Origin of the sequence: Flagellimonas allohymeniacidonis (genome assembly GCF_004296335.1) — a bacterium.
In the GTDB taxonomy this organism is placed as follows: Bacteria; Bacteroidota; Bacteroidia; order Flavobacteriales; family Flavobacteriaceae; genus Flagellimonas; species Flagellimonas allohymeniacidonis.
Genome location: NZ_SGIU01000002.1, coordinates 64,401 through 87,500, shown reverse-complemented (window position 1 = coordinate 87,500; position 23,100 = coordinate 64,401). Strand labels below are relative to the sequence as shown.

23 protein-coding genes are annotated in these 23,100 nt (G+C 41.5%); 9 read left to right on the top strand and 14 right to left on the bottom strand.

Annotation, left to right across the window (positions count from 1 at the left end; genetic code table 11):
* Positions 1-8 precede the first annotated feature (8 nt).
* The 4 genes from EW142_RS08665 to EW142_RS08650 all read right to left on the bottom strand — a co-directional run bounded on the left by EW142_RS08665 (position 9) and on the right by EW142_RS08650 (position 3,737).
* Positions 9-767 (bottom strand): anti-sigma factor, encoded by a 759-nt coding sequence (locus EW142_RS08665; RefSeq protein ID WP_130612762.1) that lies wholly within the window; start codon positions 765-767, stop codon positions 9-11.
* Complete coding sequence (locus EW142_RS08660) at positions 764-1,330, bottom strand: RNA polymerase sigma factor (RefSeq protein ID WP_130612759.1); 567 nt, start codon at positions 1,328-1,330, stop codon at positions 764-766. Before EW142_RS08660 ends, EW142_RS08665 begins: the two co-directional genes overlap by 4 nt.
* A gap of 200 nt (positions 1,331-1,530) precedes the next feature.
* Positions 1,531-2,547 (bottom strand): UDP-N-acetylmuramate dehydrogenase, encoded by a 1,017-nt coding sequence (gene murB / locus EW142_RS08655; protein ID WP_130612756.1) that lies wholly within the window; start codon positions 2,545-2,547, stop codon positions 1,531-1,533.
* Positions 2,544-3,737 (bottom strand): pyridoxal phosphate-dependent aminotransferase, encoded by a 1,194-nt coding sequence (locus EW142_RS08650; RefSeq protein ID WP_130612753.1) that lies wholly within the window; start codon positions 3,735-3,737, stop codon positions 2,544-2,546. Before EW142_RS08650 ends, murB begins: the two co-directional genes overlap by 4 nt.
* Before the next feature lie 149 nt (positions 3,738-3,886).
* On the opposite strand from EW142_RS08650, the gene EW142_RS08645 reads away from it, so the two are divergent.
* Entirely contained in the window at positions 3,887-5,218 is a 1,332-nt protein-coding gene (locus EW142_RS08645; RefSeq protein WP_240740190.1) for an aspartyl protease family protein, read from the top strand.
* 59 nt (positions 5,219-5,277) lie between these two features.
* On the opposite strand, the gene EW142_RS08640 is transcribed toward EW142_RS08645, so the two are convergent.
* Positions 5,278-5,670, bottom strand: coding sequence for a DUF1573 domain-containing protein (locus tag EW142_RS08640; RefSeq protein ID WP_417935777.1), 393 nt, complete (start codon positions 5,668-5,670; stop codon positions 5,278-5,280).
* Between the two features lie 197 nt (positions 5,671-5,867).
* On the opposite strand from EW142_RS08640, the gene EW142_RS08635 reads away from it, so the two are divergent.
* From EW142_RS08635 to EW142_RS08610, 6 genes are all read left to right on the top strand, one after another.
* Positions 5,868-8,498 carry a valine--tRNA ligase gene (locus EW142_RS08635; protein ID WP_130612747.1) on the top strand — a complete coding sequence of 877 codons (2,631 nt, stop codon included), beginning with the start codon at positions 5,868-5,870 and terminating at the stop codon, positions 8,496-8,498.
* An 80-nt stretch (positions 8,499-8,578) separates the two neighbouring features.
* Positions 8,579-9,463, top strand: coding sequence for a dienelactone hydrolase family protein (locus EW142_RS08630; protein WP_130612744.1), 885 nt, complete (start codon positions 8,579-8,581; stop codon positions 9,461-9,463).
* A gap of 97 nt (positions 9,464-9,560) precedes the next feature.
* Positions 9,561-10,949 (top strand): Gfo/Idh/MocA family protein, encoded by a 1,389-nt coding sequence (locus EW142_RS08625; RefSeq protein WP_130612741.1) that lies wholly within the window; start codon positions 9,561-9,563, stop codon positions 10,947-10,949.
* 7 nt (positions 10,950-10,956) lie between these two features.
* Positions 10,957-12,009, top strand: coding sequence for a mevalonate kinase family protein (locus EW142_RS08620; protein WP_130612738.1), 1,053 nt, complete (start codon positions 10,957-10,959; stop codon positions 12,007-12,009).
* Between the two features lie 52 nt (positions 12,010-12,061).
* Entirely contained in the window at positions 12,062-12,847 is a 786-nt protein-coding gene (locus tag EW142_RS08615; protein WP_240740189.1) for a sugar phosphate nucleotidyltransferase, read from the top strand.
* A 54-nt stretch (positions 12,848-12,901) separates the two neighbouring features.
* Positions 12,902-14,170 carry a sterol desaturase family protein gene (locus tag EW142_RS08610; protein ID WP_130612732.1) on the top strand — a complete coding sequence of 423 codons (1,269 nt, stop codon included), beginning with the start codon at positions 12,902-12,904 and terminating at the stop codon, positions 14,168-14,170.
* On the opposite strand, the gene EW142_RS08605 is transcribed toward EW142_RS08610, so the two are convergent.
* From EW142_RS08605 to rsfS, 6 genes are read right to left on the bottom strand one after another with little or no spacing between them, the layout of a single operon-like run.
* Positions 14,167-14,430, bottom strand: coding sequence for an acyl-CoA-binding protein (locus EW142_RS08605; RefSeq protein WP_130612729.1), 264 nt, complete (start codon positions 14,428-14,430; stop codon positions 14,167-14,169). The two genes, EW142_RS08610 and EW142_RS08605, sit on opposite strands and share 4 nt — an antisense overlap.
* A complete protein-coding gene (locus EW142_RS08600) occupies positions 14,423-15,088 on the bottom strand; it encodes a phosphatidylserine decarboxylase family protein (protein ID WP_130612726.1) in 666 nt (221 codons plus the stop codon). The genes EW142_RS08605 and EW142_RS08600 overlap by 8 nt, the downstream gene beginning before the upstream one ends.
* The gene (locus EW142_RS08595) at positions 15,078-15,881 is read right to left on the bottom strand and encodes a phosphatidate cytidylyltransferase (protein ID WP_130612723.1); all 804 of its coding nucleotides are present in this window, start codon (positions 15,879-15,881) and stop codon (positions 15,078-15,080) included. The genes EW142_RS08600 and EW142_RS08595 overlap by 11 nt, the downstream gene beginning before the upstream one ends.
* 3 nt (positions 15,882-15,884) lie before the next feature.
* A complete protein-coding gene (locus EW142_RS08590; protein ID WP_130612720.1) occupies positions 15,885-16,493 on the bottom strand; it encodes an LUD domain-containing protein in 609 nt (202 codons plus the stop codon).
* A 49-nt stretch (positions 16,494-16,542) separates the two neighbouring features.
* The gene (gene ftsH / locus EW142_RS08585) at positions 16,543-18,483 is read right to left on the bottom strand and encodes an ATP-dependent zinc metalloprotease FtsH (RefSeq protein ID WP_130612717.1); all 1,941 of its coding nucleotides are present in this window, start codon (positions 18,481-18,483) and stop codon (positions 16,543-16,545) included.
* A gap of 4 nt (positions 18,484-18,487) precedes the next feature.
* The gene (gene rsfS, locus EW142_RS08580; RefSeq protein ID WP_130612715.1) at positions 18,488-18,865 is read right to left on the bottom strand and encodes a ribosome silencing factor; all 378 of its coding nucleotides are present in this window, start codon (positions 18,863-18,865) and stop codon (positions 18,488-18,490) included.
* Between the two features lie 81 nt (positions 18,866-18,946).
* Here rsfS and EW142_RS08575 point away from each other — a divergent pair, with 81 nt between their 5' ends.
* Positions 18,947-19,690, top strand: coding sequence for a biotin--[acetyl-CoA-carboxylase] ligase (locus EW142_RS08575; RefSeq protein ID WP_130612712.1), 744 nt, complete (start codon positions 18,947-18,949; stop codon positions 19,688-19,690).
* A gap of 7 nt (positions 19,691-19,697) precedes the next feature.
* Here EW142_RS08575 and EW142_RS08570 read toward each other — a convergent pair whose 3' ends face one another.
* The gene (locus tag EW142_RS08570; protein ID WP_130612709.1) at positions 19,698-20,081 is read right to left on the bottom strand and encodes an SRPBCC family protein; all 384 of its coding nucleotides are present in this window, start codon (positions 20,079-20,081) and stop codon (positions 19,698-19,700) included.
* Positions 20,082-20,090: 9 nt separating this feature from the next.
* Positions 20,091-20,729 (bottom strand): orotate phosphoribosyltransferase, encoded by a 639-nt coding sequence (pyrE, locus tag EW142_RS08565; RefSeq protein ID WP_130612706.1) that lies wholly within the window; start codon positions 20,727-20,729, stop codon positions 20,091-20,093.
* 7 nt (positions 20,730-20,736) lie between these two features.
* On the opposite strand from pyrE, the gene EW142_RS08560 reads away from it, so the two are divergent.
* Complete coding sequence (locus EW142_RS08560; RefSeq protein ID WP_130612703.1) at positions 20,737-21,345, top strand: NUDIX hydrolase; 609 nt, start codon at positions 20,737-20,739, stop codon at positions 21,343-21,345.
* Here the strand turns inward: EW142_RS08560 and EW142_RS08555 are convergent.
* Complete coding sequence (locus EW142_RS08555; protein WP_417935776.1) at positions 21,326-23,092, bottom strand: M14 family metallopeptidase; 1,767 nt, start codon at positions 23,090-23,092, stop codon at positions 21,326-21,328. The genes EW142_RS08560 and EW142_RS08555 overlap by 20 nt on opposite strands.
* Between the last annotated feature and the right edge of the window lie 8 nt (positions 23,093-23,100).

Genomic DNA, 23,100 nt, shown 5'->3' with positions numbered 1-23,100 from the left:
TAAGGAAGCTAATAATTGATGTTGGCCACAATGTTTTGAACCGTAGGCATGCTATTTCCGCCTTCGGGTTCAATGGTGATGTACCCAATGGCATTTTCAGCATAGGGTAGGGCAAGCAACTTATCCTTGTCCTCAAATTGCTTAATGACCCCGAGGTTTACAAGTTCTCCGTTAACCTCTGCCCACATTTGGAAGCATTTGTTCTCAGGGAGTTCTGGAACGTTGCTCACATTGATGTAAGAAAGTTTTTTTACAGGATTGATGTAAGCAATGGCCTTAAGCTCCTTACCTTCTTTTTTGCCATTAAGCGTATACTTTTTGGTATCTGGATTGTTGAGAACGATAAACTGGTTTCTTACGTCTTCCAATTGGTTCTTCATGTTCTCCTCCAAGTACTTTATCTGGTTGGTGACCAAAGTGTTCTCTTCTTGAAGGGATTTGTTCTGATTCCAGAAGAAATAGGAAGATCCAGCAAACAGCATAATGGCAACACTGGCCGCAACTGCATAACGGAACAGTCTTCTATTGGCCACTTTCTCCTTTTTCGTGGTATGCAAGATAATTTGCTTGAGCCCTTCAGGTGTCTCTTTAGCATATAATTTGGCAAACTTCTCAAGATTCACCTGCAGTTCGTTATAGGTTTCGCGAACTTCGGGATACATGGCAATATAACGTTCCACTTGAGAAGCCTCTTCTTTGGAGGTATCCTCCAAAAGATACTTTTCAAGCAAATCAGAATCTAAAAAAATCTTCACCTTTTCTTTCATGGCAGCAAATTAATTAAGAAGAGTAAGGCTGTTGCAGCTCCATAAATTTTGCCCAATTCCCTTAAGCCGATTTTCAATCTCGACTTTATAGTTCCTAACGGGATGCCCAATTCTTCACTGGCTTCCTGTTGGGTCATACCCTCAAAAAAGAGGGCTTCCAGAACTATTTGGTACTTCGGCTCGATTTTCTCCAAATTTTCTTGGAGGTCTAAAGTATCGGGCCTAATTCCACTTACTCCTAGGTTATATACGTCTGAAACATCAATTTGGACTTCTTTATCAGCCTTATTGGTTATACTTCGAAGTTTGTCAATAGCCGTATTTCGTGTTATTCGGAAAAGCCAAGTAAAGAGTTTTGCTTTTGAAGCATCGTAGGAATCTGCTTTTTTCCAAATTTTCACAAAGCTTTCCTGAAGAATGTCTTGAGCCAAGTCCTCGTCCTTTACCACTTTATATGCCACCCCATACAGTGTGTCTGCGTAGTATTCGTACAATAGGGCTATCGCCTTGTCGTCTTTTTCAGCAAGTAGGGAAACAATATGCTTTTCAATAAGTGTGCTCATCTAGCTATGGATAGCGGTAAATTTCTGGGGGCAATAATCTAAAATAAGTTTTATGACGTATATATAACGACGCTAAGTTAGAAAAAGCATTATTTGTTGACGAAAAATACGATAACAAAGAAATTCGAGATATAAAACGATATTAAATTTTTGGTTAGTTTGGTTTGGTATAACCCCTGTTATTCTTCTTGATGCAGGGGTTATTTTATGATATTAACCTCTGGCTGAATCTCAATTTTGAACCTTTGCTTGACCTCTTTTTGAATTTTTAAGGCAAGGTTTAAGATTTCCTCCCCGGTCGCATTTCCATGGTTTACCAGGACCAAGGCCTGCTTTTCATGGACACCAGCATCTCCGAATCGTTTGCCTTTGAAACCACATTGCTCTATCAACCACCCTGCAGGGACCTTAAAGTAATCCTCATCTACTTCATACGAAGGGACATTGGGGTATTCTTTCTTAATGCGTTGTACCACTTTTTTGGAAACAACGGGGTTTTTAAAGAAGCTACCACTATTCCCAATCTCATCGGGGTCCGGCAATTTACTCTTTCGAATTGCTATTACAGCATCCGAAATATCCCTTATTGTAGGATAAACAATATCTCGTTGTTTCAGTTCTGTTTCAATGGCACCATAACCGGTGTTCAAGCCATGATTCTTGGAGGACAGCCTAAAATTCACCGATGTGATGATGTATTTGCCCTTATGCTTGTTCTTAAAAATTGAATCCCTATAACCAAACTGACATGCTTCATTGTCGAATTCCACCAATTCACCAGTGGCAATTTCCATGGCTGTGCAGCTTTCAAATATATCTTTAAGCTCAACACCGTAAGCTCCGATGTTTTGAATTGGTGCAGTACCCACATTTCCTGGTATCAGTGATAGGTTTTCCAATCCTCCATAACCTCGATCAAGACTCCAAAGCACCAAATTATGCCAGTTTTCACCCGCCATGGCTTTTACAACCACATGGCCATCTGCTTCTTCTACGACTGAAATACCCTTTAGGTTAATATGGAGTACAAGGGTGTCAATGTCCTTGGTGAGCAAAAGGTTGCTACCTCCGCCTAGAATAAATTTTTCAGGGTAAGCCTTTAGGCCAAGTACCTTTTGAAGCTGCAACAGGCTGGTAACCTCAAGAAAGAATCGCGCTTTGGCGTCAATTCCAAAGGTATTGAGATTCTGCAAGGATATGTTTTCCTCTATTTTCACAGGCTTCTATAGTGTTTAAGGGCTTCCGCAAGAAGGTTTACTGCCGTTATTAGCTGTTCTTTCTCAAGCACGTAAGCAATTCGAATCTGATTTTTTCCGAGTCCAGGGGTAGCATAAAACCCTGCAGCAGGAGCCACCATTACCGTTTTTCCATCCATTTCGAATTTTTCAAGGAGCCACTGGGCAAAGTCGTCCGCATCGGTCACGGGCAGTTCCACTACACAGTAAAAAGCACCTTTGGGGATGGCTACCCGAACACCCTCGATTTTTTGTAAAGCATCGACCAAAGTATTCCTGCGTTCAACATATTCCTCAATAACTGCATCAAAATAGGACTGAGGGGTTTCCAAAGCTGCTTCACTGGCGATTTGTGCGAAGGTGGGTGGGGATAGACGGGCTTGGGCAAATTTTAGTGCCGTTTGAATGACATCCTTATTTTTCGACACCAGGCACCCAATTCGGGCACCGCACATGCTATAGCGCTTTGACACGGAGTCCACCACGATGGCATGTTTTTCTAAACCAGGTTCCTCTAGAATGGAATAATGTTCAGTATTATCGTATGTGAATTCACGATAGACCTCGTCCGCAACCAAATAAAGGTCATGTTTTTTGACCAATTCGGAGAGCTGCTGTATTTCCTTCTTGCTATAGAGATAACCGGTAGGGTTTCCAGGATTACAAATAAGAATTGCCTTGGTTTTCGGACCAATTAATGCTTCAAATTGGTCAATAGGAGGAAGGGCGAAGTTGTCATCCAACGAGGAAACAATGGGAACCACATTTACTCCCGCAGCTGTGGCAAAACCGTTGTAATTGGCATAAAACGGCTCAGGGATAATAATTTCATCATCCGCGTCCATTATTGTGCCCATAACAAAGGCCAAGGCCTCCGAACCACCTGTGGTAACAATGATATCTTGAGAGGTTACCTGAATATGGTACTTTTCATAATACTTGGCAATTTTCTCCCGATATTCTTCTGAACCTTCGGTCATGCTATAGGCCAAAACCTCAATGGTGTGGTTACGGACCGCATCCAAAGCTATTTTTGGTGTTTTTATGTCAGGTTGCCCAATGTTGAGGTGAATAACATGGGTACCTCTTTTTTTGGCCTGTTCCGCAAAAGGAACTAATTTTCTAATGGGTGAGGCGGGCATTTGTCGCCCTTTTGAAGAGATTTCAGGCATGCTTAATATTTTAGCAAAAATGGTAAAAGCAGCGCATGCACACAACAGATTTACCGATTATTTGCTGGGTTAGAAGAATGTTAAATTGAAGATCAATCTCACCATATTTTGCTATATTTAAAATACCTAACCCTTTAGAAGTAAACAGTTTGAAGAAAATTACGGTCTTTTTGATGCTTTTGTTCCTTTCGATGCCTTTGGTCTCAAGTGCACAAGGATTCATACTGCCAAAGGACAAAAAGTTTCAAAAACTGAAGTTCGAGCTTATCAATAATCTCATTATTCTTCCAGTAGAAATCAATGGCTCTAAACTGAGGTTTGTGCTCGACTCTGGTGTGAGCAAACCCATTCTTTTTAATTTATCAGATCAAGACTCCGTGCAAATCAATAATGTATCGGAGGTTACCATTAAAGGTTTGGGAGATGGAGAGCCCATGCAAGCATTGAGTTCAAAAGGGAATGCATTCAAATTGGGTAAGGCCAAAAACTACAATCAAGACTTATACGTGGTTCTAGACCGGGAAATCAATTTCTCCACATCGTTGGGAATCCCTGTTCATGGTATTCTTGGTTATGATCTTTTTCGTGATTTTGTAGTTGAAATCAATTATTCTGCTCGAAGTATCAAATTGCACAATCCCGATTCGTATGAGTATGTACCACACAAGAAGACACAGGTACTGCCATTGGCGGTACATGCTAGGAAAGCTTACATTACGGGAATGGTGTTGATGAGGGATGATAAAAATGTTCCTGTTAAGCTATTGGTAGATACGGGGAGTAGCGATGCGCTATGGTTGTTCAATCAACCTGAAAAGGGCTTGGAAATACCTGAGCTGAATTATGAGGATTATTTGGGCCGCGGTTTGAGTGGAGATATATTCGGCAAGCGATCAAAGATCAGCGGAGTGAAGTTGGGAGATTATGAGCTTAAGGATACTAAGGTGGCATTTCCATATAGGGAATCGTTTGGATTTCTTAAGGACTTTGGTGATCGTAATGGCAGCATAGGTGGCGAAATACTTAGGCGTTTCAATATTGTTTTCGATTATTCCAGAGGCAAGGTCAGTTTAAGGAAAAATGGCAATTTTAAGGCGCCTTTCCAATACAACTTGGCAGGTATCGAGCTACAGCACAATGGATTGAGATATATAGCCGAAAGCTTGGCCAACTCCAATGGTGTTGTTATTGATGATGATAGTTCCTTTGGGAATGTGCAAATTCTTTTAGAGAATAAAACCCGGCTTAGTTTAGTGCCAGAAATTGTGGTTTCGGCCATTAGGGCTGGAAGTCCAGCTGCTGAGGCAGGCCTTCGTGAAGGAGATGTGATATTGGCTGTAAATGGTAAACGAATTTACAACTACAAGCTCCAAGAAGTTCTTAAAATGCTGAACGAGAAAGAGGGCAAGCGTGTTCGGGTATTGATAGAGCGGTACAATAGAGACCTATTGTTCACTTTTGTTCTCAAAAAAGTATTCTAATCAAAAAACCCTCCAAAATACTTTTCGAAGGGTTTTCCAATTTTATTTTTAATCCGCTTTTATTTTGCGTCATCGGGCTTTACGGTTCCCTTAATTTTCAAAACTTTCGTGGGCGTATCGGAATTTGAGGTCACCGTTATGGCTTTTCGAATCGGACCTACCCTTTTGGTGTCATATTTCACTTGAATTTCACCAGTTTCACCAGGCAAAATTGGAGCATCTGGCTTTTTTGGAATGGTACATCCACAGCTTGATTTTACATTGGTGATCACCAAAGGTGCATCACCAGTATTGGTAAACTCAAAAACCCGAACACCATCACTACCTTTGGCAATTTCTCCGTAGTCGATGGTTTCACTCTTAAACTTGATTTTTGCCGTAGCCGTTTCTTGGGCATAAATCCCTACAGAAAGGAGCCCAACAAATAACATGAGTACAGTTTTTTTCATCATTTCTAGTTTTGGGTGAATTTCAAAAGTAACCGATTTGTCGACTGCTTCCAAAATTCTTTTGTTATGTTATAACGTTACTTATTTTTGTTTCGTATTTCCGGATAGGCTTTCAGCCGAAGTATAGCACTAATTTGATTTGACTTTTCTTCGCTTAAAATCCCAATCCGGATAAATTTTTTCAAAAACTGTACCGAAAAATGGAAATTCCTTCAAAATATGAGCCCAATAAGGTTGAAGAACACTGGTATCAATACTGGATGGAGCATGATTTTTTTAGCTCCAAACCCGATGACAGGGAGCCTTATACCATTGTAATTCCACCTCCCAACGTAACCGGGGTCCTGCATATGGGCCATATGCTCAATAACACCATTCAGGATGTTTTGATTCGCCGTGCCCGCCTTAGGGGCAAAAATGCGTGTTGGGTACCGGGCTCTGACCATGCCGCTATTGCCACCGAAGCAAAGGTAGTGGCCAAATTGAAAGAAGAAGGAATAACCAAAAGCGAAATTGGTCGAGAGAAATTCTTGGAACATGTTTGGGAGTGGACACACAAGTATGGCGGTGTGATTTTTGAACAGTTGAAAAAATTGGGATGTTCTTTGGACTGGAGCCGCAAAAAATTCACCATGGATGACGATATGTCAGCTTCTGTGGTCAAGGTTTTTGTTGATTTATATAATAAAGGTCTCATTTACAGAGGATATCGAATGGTGAATTGGGATCCCCAAGCCAAGACAACATTGTCCGATGAAGAAGTAATTTATGAAGAAAGACAGGGTCTCTTGTACTACATTTCGTATCCCATTGAATGCTCTGAAGAAACGGTAACCATTGCCACCACGAGACCAGAGACCATTCTTGGAGACACTGCAGTCTGTATCAATCCCAATGATGAGCGATATACACATTTGAAAGGTAAAAAGGTTATTGTTCCTATTTGTGAGCGTGCCATTCCTATTATTGAAGATGATTATGTGGATATTGAATTTGGAACAGGCTGTTTAAAAGTTACACCTGCCCATGATGAAAACGATAAGAATCTAGGTGACAAACACGGGTTGGAGGTCATTGATATTTTCAATGAAGACGCTTCTTTGAACAGCTATGGACTGCATTATGAAGGAAAAGACCGTTTTGTCGTCCGAAAGGAAATAGCCAAAGAGCTCGAAGAAAAGGGATTTTTGGTAAAAACAGAGCAGTACACCAACAAAGTTGGCACTTCGGAGCGCACTAAGGCCGTAGTTGAACCTAGGTTATCGGACCAGTGGTTCCTAAAAATGGAAAATTTGGCAAAACCTGCCCTTGACGGGGTTTTAAAGACAGGAGATGTCAAACTTCACCCCAAAAAGTTTGAAAACACCTACCGCCATTGGATGGAAAACATCAGAGATTGGAACATCTCCAGACAACTATGGTGGGGACAGCAAATACCAGCTTACTACTATGGGGATGGTAAAAACGATTTTGTTGTAGCCGAAACCTTGGAAGATGCGCTTGCTTTGGCTCAAACCCAATCAAAAAATGCAAACCTCCAAGTTGAGGATTTGACCCAAGACCCTGACGTTGTGGATACTTGGTTTTCTTCATGGCTATGGCCCATCACGGTTTTTGATGGCATATTGGACCCCAATAATGAGGAAATCAATTATTATTACCCCACTAGTGACCTTATTACAGGCCCCGATATTCTTTTCTTTTGGGTGGCCCGAATGATAATCTCCGGATACGAGTATCGGGGTGAGAAACCTTTCAGCAATGTGTATTTAACTGGGTTGGTGAGGGATAAACAACGTCGAAAAATGTCTAAATCTCTGGGTAATTCCCCTGACGCACTCAAGCTTATGGAGGATTTCGGGGCGGATGGCGTTCGCGTGGGACTCTTATTGAGTTCCCCAGCTGGAAATGATCTGTTGTTTGATGAGGCCCTGTGTCAGCAAGGAAAAAACTTTGCCAATAAGATTTGGAACGCATTTCGTTTGGTAAAAGGTTGGGAAATAGCCGATTTGGAGCAACCTGAAGCGGCCAAAATTGGAATCGATTGGTATACTGCAAAGTTCAATGCAACACTGACGGAAATTGATGATCATTTCAGCAAATACCGAATTTCAGATGCATTAATGGCCATTTATAAATTGATATGGGATGATTTTTGCTCATGGCTGCTGGAGATTGTGAAACCCGCATACCAAAAACCTATAGATCAAACCACGTATGACGCCGTTATTCATCTCTTCGAGGAAAATCTGAAGCTATTGCATCCATTTATGCCATTTTTGACCGAAGAGGTGTGGCAACACATCATGCAAAGAACTCCAGACCAAGCATTGGTCATCTCCAATTGGCCCAAACCTTCTGAAATGGATACGAAAATCATAACGGATTTCGATTTTGCTTCAGAGGTGATTTCAGGAATTAGAACTATTCGAAAGGATAAGAACATTCCTCAAAAAGAAGCCTTGGAACTTTTCGTTTTGAATGCGGAGGGGAATCATTCAAAAATGCAAGCTATTATCTCCAAATTGGGTAATATTTCTAAAATAGAGGATGTAGATTCCACTTTGGAAGGTGCTTTAAGTTTTCGGGTAAAAAGTAACGAGTACTTTATCCCCATAGGCGGTGCCATCGATGTTGAGGCAGAAATCAAAAAGATAATAGAAGAGCTCAACTACACCAAAGGCTTTTTACAGTCGGTGCAGAAAAAATTGGGCAACGAACGTTTTGTAAACAACGCTCCTGAAAAGGTGGTGGCGATGGAACGCAAAAAAGCGGCTGATGCAGAAGCTAAAATTAAAACGTTGGAAAAAAGCCTGGCCAGTTTGGAGTAATCGCTTGGTTTGATCCTGTTCTTTTTTGAAAGCCCCAGTAATTTAGTATCTTCTGCACTAGCTAATTTAAAGGGGTCATCATGAAAAAAGTCAAAAAAAAAGATATCAAGCAAGAGGTATTTGATCTTTATGATCAATATGCCCATAATAAGCTGCAACGTCGAGAATTCATTGAGAAACTTTCTGTTTACGCCGTAGGCGGACTTACCATTTCTTCTTTGATGAGCTTTTTGATGCCCAACTATGTCGATACGATGCTGGTGGACCCCAAAGACCCTGAGTTGGATTCTAGTTATATCCACTATGAGTCTGAAAAGGGAGGTGGTAGGATCAAAGGTCTTTTGTCCAAACCAAAAAACAATGAAAACCAACTTGGCGGAATTGTGGTGGTGCACGAAAATAGGGGACTCAATCCCTATATTGAAGATACAGCACGTAGGGCCGCTTTGGCCGGTTTTGTTACCCTGGCCCCAGATGCATTAACACCTCTGGGCGGATACCCCGGCAATGATGATGAAGGTAGGACCTTGCAACGACAACGAGACCGAAATGAAATGTTAGAAGATTTTATCGCCGCATATCAGTATTTAAAGAATCACGAGGCATGTAACGGCAAGATTGGCGTGGTTGGTTTCTGCTTCGGTGGCTGGATTTCTAACATGATGGCAGTAAAATTGCCTGACTTGGCAGCTGCAGTACCATTTTATGGACGACAGCCTGCTGAAGATATCGATAAAATCAAGGCATCTTTAATGCTTCAGTTCGCCGGATTGGACACACGGGTCAATGAGGGTTGGCCGGCTTACGAAGAGGCGCTGAAAAAATTCAACAAGGACTATGTTGCTTACATGTACCCTAATGTGAATCACGGATTTCATAATACGACTACTCCACGATACGATAAGGAAGCTGCCGAACTCGCTTGGAAACGAACCATGGATTTTTTTAAAAGTAAATTGGGGTAGTATTTCTTGAGACTATCCACTAAGTAGGATGACCAGGGATTCAAAGATTTCAATAATTCATAACTTCAGAATAATTCCATTGTCAAACCCATAGGCCATGAAACACATTGATCGTCGCAGTTTCTTAAAAAAAACCTCTCTTTCCGCGGCAGCAATCTCCCTTCTACCCAATTATCTTAAAGCAAGCCCAGAAAGACCATTGGAATCTACTTATATGGGTGGATTCGCTGCTCCAAAATTGGAAAATATAAGAGCAGCGTTCATTGGAGTCGGTGCTAGAGGAGGCACCCATTTAAAGTTCTTTGCTGCCTTGGAGAGAACGGAAGTAGTCGCAATTTGCGATTTGTACGAGGATTTGGTAAAGGAAAAAATGGGTTGGGTAAAGGAAGTTTCATCCGAGGAAAGACACACCGATATTGCTACCTACTGGGGCGGTGAAGAGGAATGGAGAAAGATGCTAAAAGAAGCGCGACCCGATGTGGTGTTCATTGCTACAAATTGGAAGAATCATGCTCCTATGGCCATTGAGGCCATGGAACAAGGCGCGCATGCTTTGGTTGAGGTTCCTATTGCGGTAACCTTGGAAGAAATGTGGGACATCGTCGATGCGAGTGAAAGAACCAGAAGGCATTGTATGATGCTTGAAAATGTCAATTACGGGCGGGATGAACTTATGTTTTTGAACATGTGTCGAAAAGGAGTTATTGGAGAAATATTACATGGAGAAGCCGCATATATTCACGAACTGCGTTGGCAGATGGAAGAGCAGGAGAGAGGTACTGGATCATGGCGAACCCATCATTATGCCAAGAGAAATGGTAATCTTTATCCCACCCATGGATTGGGACCAGTGGCCCAATACATGAATTTGGGCAGAAAAGAGGACACTTTCAAGAATTTAGTTTCGTTTTCAACGCCCGCAAGAGGAAGAAAAACCTATGCGGAAAAAAATTATCCCAAAGATCACAAATGGAACCAATTGGAATATGAAGGGGGCGATTTAAATACATCGATCATAAAAACCGAACGGGGAAAAACGGTAATGGTGCAATGGGATGAAACTAGCCCAAGACCTTATTCCAGACTGAACTTGATACAAGGCACAAAGGGAACCTTGGCTGGATTTCCAACAAGAGTGGCACTCGAAGGCGGAGTGGAGGGCCTCACCGAAGATCATCACTCCTGGGTGCAAGGCGAACAATTACAGGCCCTATATGAAAAGTATGACCACCCCTTGTACAAAAGATTGAACCAGGCGGCAAAAGGCAGTGGACATGGTGGGATGGACGGAATAATGGTGTATCGCATCGTGGAGTGCCTACAAAAGGGACTTCCTTTGGATCAAAACGTTTACGAAGGATGTTTCTGGAGTGCCGTGGCCCCTCTTAGCGAAAGTTCTGTCGCGAATGAAGGTATACCGCAGTATTTTCCTGATTTTACAAGGGGAAATTGGAAAGAAACCAATCCCTTGGATATCATAGTCTGAACATCGGATGATAGCAATAAAGGTTCCGGCCCGCATCTGTTTTTTTGGTGACCATCAGGACTACTTGGGGCTTCCCGTCATAGCAGGAACGGTGAATCGCTATATCTGTCTTCGAGCTGTACCTATTGAGCGGAAGGAGTTTTCCGTGGTCCTAAAGGACTTGCAACAGGAGTTTGTAATTCCCCTGAGTGGAAAATCTGAAAAAATACGTGGCAAAGATTACTTTCGTTCAGGGATATCCATCTTAAAAGATGAAGGATTTCAATTCTCTCAAGGATATCATATTGAAATTTGGGGAGACATTCCCATCAATGCGGGTTTGTCAAGCTCTTCAGCATTAGTGGTGGCTTGGATTCGATTTCTGGTTGCCGTGCAACCGAGGAAAAAACCAATCAGTGATTTGCAAATAGCAAGATGGGCCCATCAAGCCGAAGTATTGTTCTTTAATCAGCCAGGCGGGCTAATGGACCAATATACCATTGCACAAGGGGGAATGCTTTACATTGATACAAATACAGGTGAAAGCACACGCTTGAAGAATGGCTTGGGGAGGCTATTGGTGGCCGAATCAGGCTTGCCAAAAAAGACGTTGAGCGTGTTGAAAAATGCGAGGGAATACGCTCAAAACGCTATTTCTTCCATTCGATCCGTCCATCCAGAATTTGACCTGAATTCAGTAAGCCCTGAAGATTACAACCGGTATTTGGAAATCGTTCCGGACCAATATCAAGAGCATTGGTATGCTTCAGTGCACAATTATCAAATTACCAAAGCAGCCAAAGAAGAGCTGTTGTATTGGAATCCGGACCTTAAAAAGCTGGCCGGTTTGATGAATGAACATCAATTGATTCTACAAAGCCGAATTCAAAACACCCCGACCGAAATGACGCAAATGATGGAAGCGGCTAAACAAGCAGGTGCTCTTGCATGCAAAATTATTGGTTCAGGTGGGGGAGGTTGCATGCTTGCTCTGGTGGGGAACAATAATATTGAGAAAATAAAAAAGGCGTTCTTGGAAACCCGTGCCAAGGCCGTTTACGAGGTTGAAATAGGCAATTAGAGTAATGGAGAATCCTAGTTTGGTGGTTATGGTAGGCGGAACATCCTCAAGGATGAAAACGAGCCTTCAATCTTTCGTGATTAAATCGGAAAACCCTTCTAATTTGGTTCATAAGAGCCTTATTCCGGTGGGTGCTGTCCCTAAACCCTTTTTGTATTATTTGGTTAGAAAGGCGTTCAGCGCGGGGTACTCAAAATTGTATTTAATTACAGGTAAGGAAAATCAAGCTTTCCAAGAATTGGAATCCAAAGGCATTTTTCCTGAGGGCATGCAAATTTGCTATGCGGTACAACCTATTCCAAAGGGACGGACAAAACCTTTAGGGACTGCGGATGCTTTACAGGAATGTATGGAACAATTTCCCGAACTTAAAGAACAGATGTTTACGGTCTGCAACGGAGATAACTTATATTCCGAAGGGGCCTTAAGGGATTTACGGACCCATAGGGATTCGCCAAATGCCTTGATAAGCTATGCCAGCTCTGGATTGAAATTCAATGCCGAGCGCGTTGCAAAATTTGCTGTAATGACCATTTCGGAGCATAATTTCCTTAAGGAAATCGTTGAAAAGCCAGATTTACAGAATTTAAGTCAATATCGTGATGTTTCTGGTGAACTAAGAGTCAGTATGAACATCTTTAGTTTTTCAGGTGAAATGATTTACCCCTTTTTAAAATCATGCCCGTTGGATAAGGCCAGAAACGAAAAGGAACTTACCAAAGCTGTATCCAATATGATTAGGGCCCATCCCAAAAGTATGCTTTGCATGCCACGTTCAGAGCATATTCCAGATCTGACCGACGCCTGGGATATCCCATCGTTCAAAAAATTACTGTAACTTAAGGCCTGTTTATACCTCTGCTCCTTTGGTAATTATAATAAAACATTAGTTATGGAAACCTACGCCACAGCTCTGTTGTATGCCATTCCCTTTTTTGTTGGCTTAGTGCTTTTTGAGGTTCTTTATGGACACTTTGCCAAGAAGCAAAAGCACAATGTGATGGATACAGTCAGTAGTTTGAGTTCTGGACTTACCAACATCATCAAGGACTCGCTGGGACTTGCTGTTATCATTGTCTCTTATCCATTTCTTTTGGAGCATTTGGCACTTACTGAGATAAAAGCAACCTGGCTGGTATGGTTGGTCGGTTTTATCGCTCTCGATTTTGCAGGATATTGGAATCATAGACTCAGCCACCACGTTAATTTCTTCTGGAACCAACACGTTATTCACCATAGCAGTGAGGAATTTAATTTGGCCTGCGCCCTAAGGCAATCCATTTCCAACATTTTGGGTTATTTTCCTCTTTTGTTGATTCCAGCTGCGTTATTGGGTGTGCCAAACAAGGTTATCGCGATTTTGGCTCCTATTCATTTATTTGCCCAATTTTGGTATCATACCCAACATATTGGAAAAATGGGATGGTTGGAATATATCATAGTGACACCCTCACAACATAGGGTTCATCATGCTATCAATCCGGAGTATATCGACAAAAATCTGGGTCAAATACTTTGTATTTGGGATAGGATGTTTGGGACATTTCAGAAAGAGTTGGATGAGGTCCCGCCACAATATGGGGTATTGAAACCGGCCCGAACCTGGAACCCAATAATTATCAATTTTCAACACATATGGCGATTGATTAAAGATGCTTGGCGTGCTAAAAGTTACTGGGACAAGTTCAGGATTTGGTTTATGCCAACAGGATGGAGGCCCCAAGACGTGAAGGCTAAGTATCCGGTGCAAATCATAGAAGATGTTTATAACTTCAAAAAATTTAAGACGCAAGCCTCAAACAATCTAAAAGGATATTCTATTTTTCAACTGCTGGCGAATACCGCTTTAATGATGTTCATGTTCTACAACTATGCTGAAATAGGATTCGAAGGTTTACTTTTTTATGGAGCTTTCGTATTTGTGGGAATTTATGGGTATACCACCTTGATGGACAGGGATTCCTATGCCGTTTGGGTAGAACTTTTTAGGGGAATTGCCGGTTTGGCCTTGATTGTCCTGACCGGGGATTGGTTCGGGTTTAACTCGTATCTCCCAATAGGCGCATATTTGGTGTCCCTTTATTTTAGTATTACCGTTTTTGGGGGTATTTATTTCACCTACTTTGAGAAGGAAAGTGCCTCTCCCAAATTAGCATCCTAGGTTTTCTTCACCTCTTTTTCTACCAATTGAATGTAGTGCTCCATCGCCTCATTGGCGCTGATTTTCTGTGCTTGGATTAGGGCATTTGCCTTAAAGGCATTGATCAAGGGGGTTTTACTCCCTGGGTTGTTGTAGTTCTTGTTCGCTATTTTGTAATACGCATAGAGTTTAAGCAATAGGTCTGCCGGTAACGGTTCAGTGTAGCTGTTTACATAAGAAACGGCTTCTTTAAAGGCCTTATTTAACTCCTCGTCAGTCATTTTTCTTTCTTAGGGCAGCTATGCACGTTTTGGCACCTACAACTTTTTGATTAAGCCTAATCGCGATGTCGCAATCCAGTGGTAAAAGAAGGTCTACGCGCGAGCCAAATTTAATGAATCCTGCATCCTGACCTTGGGTCACCTGTTCACCTTCCTCGGCGTAGTTCACGATTCTCCTTGCCATGGCCCCCGCAATTTGTCGGTAACCAATTTCGCCAAACTTTGGAGTGTGCAGCACTACGGTGGTGCGTTCGTTTTCTGTGCTGGATTTTGGATGCCAAGCCACAAGATATTTCCCTGGATGATACTTGGAATAGGTGACGGTGCCACTGGCAGCATAGCGGGTAACATGCACATTGACAGGAGACATAAAAATGGATACTTGCCTTCTGTTATCCTTAAAATACTCAGACTCATATACTTCTTCAATGGCAACCACTTTTCCGTCAACGGGAGCAAGTATTTCATCAAAATTCGGGGTAACCAGTCTTTTGGGATTTCGAAAAAATTGCAAAATCAAGATTAAAACAACCCACCCACCAATTTGTACTGACCATCTCACCCATTCTACATCAATAAAATATTGGGAGGCAATAATAAGGGCCACCACAATAAAAAAGGTGGTAAGAATTATTTTTTGACCCTCTCTATGAAACATATGAAAAAATATTTAGTGTCAGATAAGCAAAAGGGGCAGCGAATACTAGACTGTCCAGCCGATCCCAAATTCCGCCGTGCCCGGGCAGAATAGCTCCGCTATCCTTTACTCCAGACATTCTTTTGAACTTGGATTCCAATAAATCCCCCAAGCTACCTGCAACAACGATAACAGTTGCAAGTATCATCCATTGGGTTAAGGAAAGATAAGTTTCGTATGGGGCCAAAATATATGCTGCTATAAGTGCAAAAATAAAACCTCCCAACGAACCTTCAACAGTTTTTTTTGGAGAAACTGCAGAATATAGTTTATTTCTTCCCAAGGTTCTGCCTACCAGGTAAGCAAAGGTGTCATTAACCCAAATCAAAATAAAAATCCCCATGATCAGAAATTTTGCGAACTCATTGTTTTTATAGGGAATCATGGTTAGGAAAATACAGCCACCACCTATGTAAAGCACCGCAGTAATAAATTTTTGTACGGTGTTGAAATGTTTTTGTTTTTTCGAGAAAAGAAAAACCAGCAGAGCAAGATCAACCGTTATGGTTAACAGCATGAGCATGATAATGGGGAAACTTTCCTTAACGATATAGATAAAAGCCCACCAAAGGGCCAAGTAGGCTATGAAAATATAGTAGCCTTTAATCCGTACAATTCGTTTGAATTCGTACAGGCAGGCCAGACCAAAAACCATGAAAAGGAAGTCGAAAGCATCTGAGCTTAAAAAAATGGAGCCCATTAAAAGGACAACATAAACTGCCCCTGTGAGGGCGCGCCTCAGTATTTCTTTCATGTACTAATAGTCTTCTAGAAGCAAAAGATATACATTTTTTGAGGCACTTCCGTAGGAAAGGAAGTCATTTTTGTTCTCCGGAGTAGGCTCAAAATGTTTAAGTGTAGTGATATTATTGGGAATGTTTTTCCCGTATTTTTCTTTTATGATCTTTAAAGCTTCGCTGATGGAATCCACCAACTGGCTCGTAGTGGCATATACGATAAGATTGGAAGGAAGTTCAGATAGTTTTTTCTCTTTGATTTGATTGGAGCAGACCAAGATGGAACCGTTATGCGCTACCAAATGCTCACAGGTGGTGAAGAAGACGTCACTTTCGTTCCTTTTTTCCGTGAATTCGATATTATCCGATGCAAAACGGCTTACCAAACGATTATCCAAGGTGTAGAACAAATGGTTTTGCCAATCGTTCTCCTTTATAATGTTTTGTAAAGCTTCAGAAACTTCGGCCTCGTCTTCGCAATAGATGAATTTTCCACCATTCTTTTTGAAATAGATGGTGAATTTTTCATCCACAGGTATTTTCAAATCCGGCATATGGGCACCACGGGTCTCCATGGTCTCCTTGGAAACCTTTTTACCACCTCCAAAAAGTTTGTCAAAAACGCCCATTTAAATATAGATTTTGGGTTTACAAAAAGCTAAACCCATCGTCTGTTTCCTATTCTGCAGTCTCCAGCTCTTCCTTTTGAAATGGTCTTTTCCCAAAGATTTTTTCCAAGTCATCTTTGAAAATAACCTCTTTTTCCAAAAGTCGGTCCGCCAGTTCAGACAATTTGTCTTTATTTTCCGCTAAGAGTTTGATAGCTCTTTGATACTGCTCTTCGATGATTTTCGAAATTTCCTCATCGATTCGCTGTGCTGTCTCTTCACTATAGGGTTTGGTAAAACCATACTCATTTTGGCCCGAAGAATCGTAATAAGTAATATTCCCAAGCTCTTCATTTAATCCATAAATGGTTACCATGGCCCGAGCTTGTTTGGTCACCTTTTCCAAATCACTTAAGGCTCCAGTAGAAATCTTGTTAAAAATCACCTTTTCGGCAGCCCTACCACCCATGGTAGCACACATTTCATCCAACATCTGCTCCGGTCGCACAATCAATCTTTCTTCAGGAAGGTACCAGGCGGCTCCCAAGGATTGACCTCGTGGTACAATGGTAACTTTTACGAGTGGAGCTGCATGTTCCAACATCCAGCTTACTGTAGCATGACCTGCCTCATGAAAGGCAATGGTCTTCTTTTCTTCCGGAGTAATGATTTTGTTTTTCTTTTCAAGCCCTCCCACAATTCTGTCAACGGCATCCAAGAAATCTTGTTTGGTAACAGCCTTTTTCTCTTTACGCGCTGCTATAAGGGCAGCTTCGTTACAAACGTTTGCAATATCTGCACCAGAAAAACCAGGTGTCTGTTTGGCCAGAAAATCCAAATCCAGTGTTTCTGCGGTTTTGATAGGGCGCAAATGCACATCAAAAATCTCCTTACGCTCCCTCAAGTCGGGAAGGTCTACATAGATTTGACGGTCAAAACGTCCAGCTCGCATCAAGGCCTTGTCCAAAACATCGGCTCGGTTTGTCGCGGCCAGAACGATGACATTGGTATTGGTTCCAAAACCATCCATTTCAGTCAATAGCTGGTTAAGGGTGTTCTCACGTTCATCATTGGAACCGGTAAAATTGTTTTTCCCTCTTGCACGTCCGATAGCGTCAATTTCGTCAATGAAAATGATCGCAGGGGATTTATCTTTTGCTTGTTTAAAAAGGTCCCTTACCCTAGAAGCACCAACTCCCACAAACATCTCGACAAAGTCAGAACCTGACAGTGAGAAAAAGGGTACTTTGGCTTCACCAGCGACCGCTTTCGCCAAGAGGGTTTTACCTGTTCCAGGAGGACCTACCAGCAAGGCTCCTTTCGGTATTTTACCACCGAGAGAGGTGTATTTATCAGGGTTTTTCAGGAATTCTACAATTTCTTGTACTTCCTCTTTGGCACCTTCAAGTCCTGCTACATCCTTAAAGGATGTGCGTGTATCGGTCTTTTCGTCAAAAAGCTTTGCCTTGGATTTTCCAATATTGAAAATCTGTCCACCAGCTCCGCCGCCGCCGCCGCCGGACATCCTGCGCATCAAGTATATCCAAATACCTATGATCAATGCGAAAGGGAGTAAGGAAAGCAACAACTCGCCCAAAACGTTGGACTCGGTGTCAAAATCAACAATAGTATCAAGATTGTTCTCTTTCTTGATACTTTTTATTTCATCTTCAAAATTCTGAAGGTCTCCATAGTCCAAAACGTACTGGGGGACCTTGCCTGCAGAAAAGTTGAAAGGGCGATCGGCCACATTTCGGTGTACATCTTTTTGCAGGGCTTCCTCAGTCAAGAAAACCTTGGCTTGCCTGGTATTGGTAATGATCAATATTTCTGAAATATCGCCATTGCGTAGGTACTCCTGAAGTTCAGATGTGGTCGTTTTTTCGGTACTGGAAAAACTACTACCACCAAAGAACTGGAAGCCGATAATAAGTGCGATAACTACGCCATAAATCCACCACGAACTAAAACGGGGCTTTTTAGGGGTATTGGAATTGTTCTCTTTTGCCATTTTTTTAAGAATTATAGCTGCTCTCCACCATGGTGACCTTGGCATCTCCCCAAAGTCCTTCTATGTCGTAGAATTCCCTAGTATGTTTTTGAAATACATGTACAACAACGTTCACATAATCCATCAAGACCCATTCAGCGTTGTCTGAACCTTCTACATGCCAAGGCTTGTCGTGAATGGCTTTGCTAACTGTTTTTTGGATGGAGGAAACTATCGCGTTTACATGCGTGTTGGAAGTACCACTGCAGATTATGAAATAGTCGCAAACTGTGTTTTCAATTTCCCTAAGATCTAAAAGATTTGTATCAACTCCCTTTACTTCTTCTATTCCATTTAATATTAAGGCAATCAGTTCATCTGCGCTAGCTTTCGTTTTCTGCATTCAAAAATTTTAGTTTCTACAAATTTATGTTTTTTTTGTTTTCTTAGCCCTAGAATTTAACATATCCTTGGACGTTCCACATTGGGAGAACTAACAGAAATAATCAAACTTGATGCCACGGATTCGACGAACCTTTATTTAAAGGATTTGCTGCTTTCCCAAGAACTTTTGGATTATACCACCGTGGTCACAAAAAATCAACGGAAAGGGAGAGGTCAACTAGGGACTATTTGGGAGACGGAAGAAGGTAAAAATCTGACGTTTAGTGTTTTAAAAAACCTTGGAAGCTGTAAAGTATCTGAACAATTCAAACTAAACATCTGCGTTTCCTTGGCTGTTTACGACGCCCTAAATCAATATGAAGTACCAAATATTAAGATTAAATGGCCAAACGACATAATGTCAGGCTCCTTTAAGATCTGCGGTATTCTTATTGAAAACCTGTTGAAAGGGCAGTTTATCAAAAATGTCATAATAGGAATAGGGCTTAATGTAAACCAAACCCAATTTGGAACTCTTACCAAAGCATCATCCCTATCTGGGGTTATGGGAAGGCAATTTGATTTGAATGAACTTTTGGCAAGTTTACGTTCGAATCTAAAGCTCCGTTTGGATGCAATAAACCAAAAAACGTTTCAACAGCTTCAAACCGAATATGAACAGCTGCTGTTCAGAAAGGATAAACCATCCACATTCAAGAATCAGCAGGAGGAGCTATTTATGGGAATTATCCGTGGTATTTCGGAAGAAGGGAAGTTAATTGTGGAATTGGAGGATGACTCAGTTCAAAAATATGATTTGAAGGAAGTGACTCTGCAGTATTGAGCTGCCCTCACATATTGGAAGACAAAGTTTCCATAAAATTCGTAATAGGTCCTTTTATCATCATGGCCATCATAGCATTGAACTCGCCTTCAAAACTTAAACCCACCTCACTTTCTGCATCTCCCAAGGGAGTGATATTCGCTGTCAAAGTGAATGGAAGTTTGTCACTGGCTGCGCCAAGTACTACTTTTTCGTGAGGATATTGGTCTTTGAGTCGCAATACAATTTCGGGCATGCCCTTAAGGGCAAACTTGAAGGTTTTCTCATCCAAAACTTCAAATTTGTCGATGTTTTCGGGCATAAGCTCTTCAAAGTTTTTGATATCTGTTAAAAACTCAAAAAGTTGTTTGTCGCTTTTAGCTACTTTCTTTTTTGGGGTTTCAATATGCATTATCGAAGTTTATTTCCATTGCGATGGATCAGTTTTCCATTGCAAAAGGGTTTGTAATTGGGATTCTTTGATATACTTGGTTTCTGATGCCAATTCTATTAAATGGTCATAGTCCGAAAGGGTGTTTAATGCTATATTTTCCTTGTCAAAATTAGCAGAAGCCACTTCGAAACCATAGGTGAAAATAGCGACCATCCCTTGTACTGAAACATTTTGCTCTTTTAGTGCCCTTACCGCATTCAAACTGCTTTTTCCAGTACTGATAAGGTCCTCAATAACCACAACATTCTTTCCGGATTCCAAATAGCCTTCAATCTGGTTTTGCCTCCCATGGGACTTGGGCTCTGGACGCACATAAACGAAAGGTAGCTCCATAGCTTCAGCGACCAACATGCCAACACCTATGGCACCAGTGGCCACCCCAGCAATAACGTCGGGTTTTCCATACAGTTTTTCTACTTGTTCTGCGATTGCCTTGGCTACATAATCCCTTACTTTGGGATAAGAAAGCATGATACGATTGTCACAATAAATAGGAGATTTCCAACCAGATGCCCAAGTGAAGGGATTTTCTGGATCCAACTTTATTGCATTAATTTGTAATAGAAGCTCAGCAGTTTTTTTTGCTACGGCCTTGTCTAAAATCATTGCGCAAATGTATAAAGTTTTTGTTAATGAATCTCCTTTGGTATTAACAAATGAGCGCCCAGAAAAAGCCAATGGAAACTTGTTTTCCATGGAAAGTGATTCCATTTTAAAGGCCATAACCGCATTGGCCAAGGGCAAATTGAAAACAGCGTACATCTATCATCCCGATGAGACCAAAATATTGGAGGTTTTTAAGCATAAAATTCCAGTTGTGGTTGCAGGTGGTGGATTTGTGACCAATCCGAAAGGGAAGGTTCTGTTTATTTATCGAAACAATAAATGGGATTTGCCCAAAGGAAAGGTGGACAAGGGAGAATCCATTGAAAAAGCCGCTATTCGAGAGGTAGAGGAGGAAACAGGGGTGAAAGGTTTGACCATTGACCGTTTTTTAAGGACAACCTATCATATTTTCCGAAGAAATGGTGAGTATATTTTAAAGGTGGTGCATTGGTTTGCCATGACTACTGATTATGACGGTGAATTGCAAGGTCAAATTGATGAGGGCATCCAAAAGGTAAAATGGAAGGGCCGCAAAAAAACCAAAAAGGCATTGGAGAATTCATACTTTAACATTAAAGTATTGTTTAAAAATTGGCCTAATCCGAAGGAATCATAGCCTCTGCCGCACTTCCTTTGGCAATCCGATAAACAGGATATTGCCTATATGAAGCTTCCAAATATTTTGAGTGCTTGTGTATCCAATCCAATTGCGCATACCAGTTTTGCTTAAATTCCTCGTCAAATTCTTTTTTCGCCAAGAAGTTGTTTCTGAGCACAGAATCCTTGGTCAATAGTTCCAAGGCGATGTCCTCAAATACGTAGGGAGAAAAGTTTTCTTTTTGTTGTAGGACGGTATCAAAAAAGTTCCAGTTAAAAAAAGAATCTTCCGCTTGTGGCTCCAAAGTTTCCATCAAATATCGAAAACCCGGTTGGTCGGTCGGGATTATGAGGTCTCCCTCTGAAAAGGTGATGGGAGCAACTGACTTTTCCACTTTTGTATTGAAATGAGGAAAATGTCCTTCATAGGGACTCTTGCGAGTTTCGAATTCAACAATTTTATAGGACTCTACCTCTAGGATAGTGTCCTTCTTCATTAAATGGTACTGAATTGCGTTGGCATCTAAACGTTCAATAATCCTATGCCAGCCTTTCTTCACCAAATATGCCGCGGGTACTTGTACAGTATCTTGGGGAGTGAAATAGTTGTAGTATTCTGTTTTTTTAGTGAACGGCTTGTCTTGATCATATTTTAGTCGTTGCAAACCGGTAACCTCACTATCTATCATAGAAGCTTCGTACCCTTTAAAATTAAGTGTGGTATGTTGGGTAGTATCTACCTGCCAGTTAAAATAGTAGGCTGATCTTTCGATGCCCTTATTTTCTCTGAAGTCTTTTAGAGTTTTGTGTTCTTTTTCCACTTGCGTAAGTAGAGTACTCATCAACTGATAGGTTCCATTGACCCTTTTGCGGTAAGGTTTCAACATATGGGTTTCGACCATCAACCCCAAAGTATTCCAGAGGCTGGTGTAGCCAGTTGAATAACGGGGATGGTCCATGAATTGTTGAAAGCCTAACTCTGGGGGTCTATTGAATACATTTACATATGGGGTGATGTCCCAATTTTTATCTAAAAGCCTCTTTTCGAAATCGGGCATAAAGTCTTCATGGAGGTATTTGCCCAATTCTCCCCCCAACTTGTTGTGCTGGGTGAACAGATGAGTAAGGGTATATTGGTAGTCAGCTCCATTACTTACATGGTTATCCACAAAGACGTCAGGGCGCACCAAATGAAATATCTGGGTAAATGTCTTTGCGTTTTTGGTATCCATTTTAATGAAGTCACGGTTAAGGTCGTAGTTAAGGGCATTTCCCCGGAAACCGTATTCTTTTGGTCCATTCTGATTTACCCTGGTTGTTGAGTTTCTGTTTAAGGCTCCGCCTATATTGTATATGGGGATGGTGACCAAGACCGTATTTTTTGGTGCAGCCATTTTTTCAGTGGCCAAATCACGATAAAGAAGCATAGTGGCATCAATCCCATCACTTTCCCCAGGATGTATACCATTATTGATCAAAATAATGACTTTGTCATTGCGGACATTTTCCCAATTAAAGTCTCCATCCGGATTAAAAGTCACTACATGCAGTGGCAATCCGCTGTCGGTTTCACCTATGGTCTGAATATGAATCTCAGGGAATTCTTTGGCAAGGGTAATGTAGAAGTCAATGGTTTCCTGATAAGTGGCCGTTTCTAGGCCTTCAGACCTTTCAAAGGTGGTTTGATATGTAGCCACCTCCTCTTCAGGCTTGGTTTCGCAGGAGAACATTAAAAACATGACCGCTAAGAACGTAATGTATTTCAAGGTCGATG

Coding starts and splice junctions, on each gene's coding strand:
- EW142_RS08625 (WP_130612741.1), top strand. CDS start 9,561: ATGAAACACATTGATCGTCGCAGTTTCTTAAAAAAAACCTCTCTTTCC.
- EW142_RS08615 (WP_240740189.1), top strand. CDS start 12,062: ATGAAAACGAGCCTTCAATCTTTCGTGATTAAATCGGAAAACCCTTCT.
- EW142_RS08620 (WP_130612738.1), top strand. CDS start 10,957: ATGATAGCAATAAAGGTTCCGGCCCGCATCTGTTTTTTTGGTGACCAT.
- EW142_RS08605 (WP_130612729.1), bottom strand. CDS start 14,430: ATGACTGACGAGGAGTTAAATAAGGCCTTTAAAGAAGCCGTTTCTTAT.
- EW142_RS08600 (WP_130612726.1), bottom strand. CDS start 15,088: ATGTTTCATAGAGAGGGTCAAAAAATAATTCTTACCACCTTTTTTATT.
- EW142_RS08635 (WP_130612747.1), top strand. CDS start 5,868: ATGGAAATTCCTTCAAAATATGAGCCCAATAAGGTTGAAGAACACTGG.
- EW142_RS08650 (WP_130612753.1), bottom strand. CDS start 3,737: ATGCCTGAAATCTCTTCAAAAGGGCGACAAATGCCCGCCTCACCCATT.
- EW142_RS08640 (WP_417935777.1), bottom strand. CDS start 5,670: ATGATGAAAAAAACTGTACTCATGTTATTTGTTGGGCTCCTTTCTGTA.
- pyrE (WP_130612706.1), bottom strand. CDS start 20,729: ATGATTTTAGACAAGGCCGTAGCAAAAAAAACTGCTGAGCTTCTATTA.
- EW142_RS08570 (WP_130612709.1), bottom strand. CDS start 20,081: ATGCATATTGAAACCCCAAAAAAGAAAGTAGCTAAAAGCGACAAACAA.
- EW142_RS08665 (WP_130612762.1), bottom strand. CDS start 767: ATGAAAGAAAAGGTGAAGATTTTTTTAGATTCTGATTTGCTTGAAAAG.
- EW142_RS08630 (WP_130612744.1), top strand. CDS start 8,579: ATGAAAAAAGTCAAAAAAAAAGATATCAAGCAAGAGGTATTTGATCTT.
- EW142_RS08595 (WP_130612723.1), bottom strand. CDS start 15,881: ATGAAAGAAATACTGAGGCGCGCCCTCACAGGGGCAGTTTATGTTGTC.
- EW142_RS08560 (WP_130612703.1), top strand. CDS start 20,737: ATGTATAAAGTTTTTGTTAATGAATCTCCTTTGGTATTAACAAATGAG.
- EW142_RS08660 (WP_130612759.1), bottom strand. CDS start 1,330: ATGAGCACACTTATTGAAAAGCATATTGTTTCCCTACTTGCTGAAAAA.
- EW142_RS08610 (WP_130612732.1), top strand. CDS start 12,902: ATGGAAACCTACGCCACAGCTCTGTTGTATGCCATTCCCTTTTTTGTT.
- rsfS (WP_130612715.1), bottom strand. CDS start 18,865: ATGCAGAAAACGAAAGCTAGCGCAGATGAACTGATTGCCTTAATATTA.
- ftsH (WP_130612717.1), bottom strand. CDS start 18,483: ATGGCAAAAGAGAACAATTCCAATACCCCTAAAAAGCCCCGTTTTAGT.
- EW142_RS08590 (WP_130612720.1), bottom strand. CDS start 16,493: ATGGGCGTTTTTGACAAACTTTTTGGAGGTGGTAAAAAGGTTTCCAAG.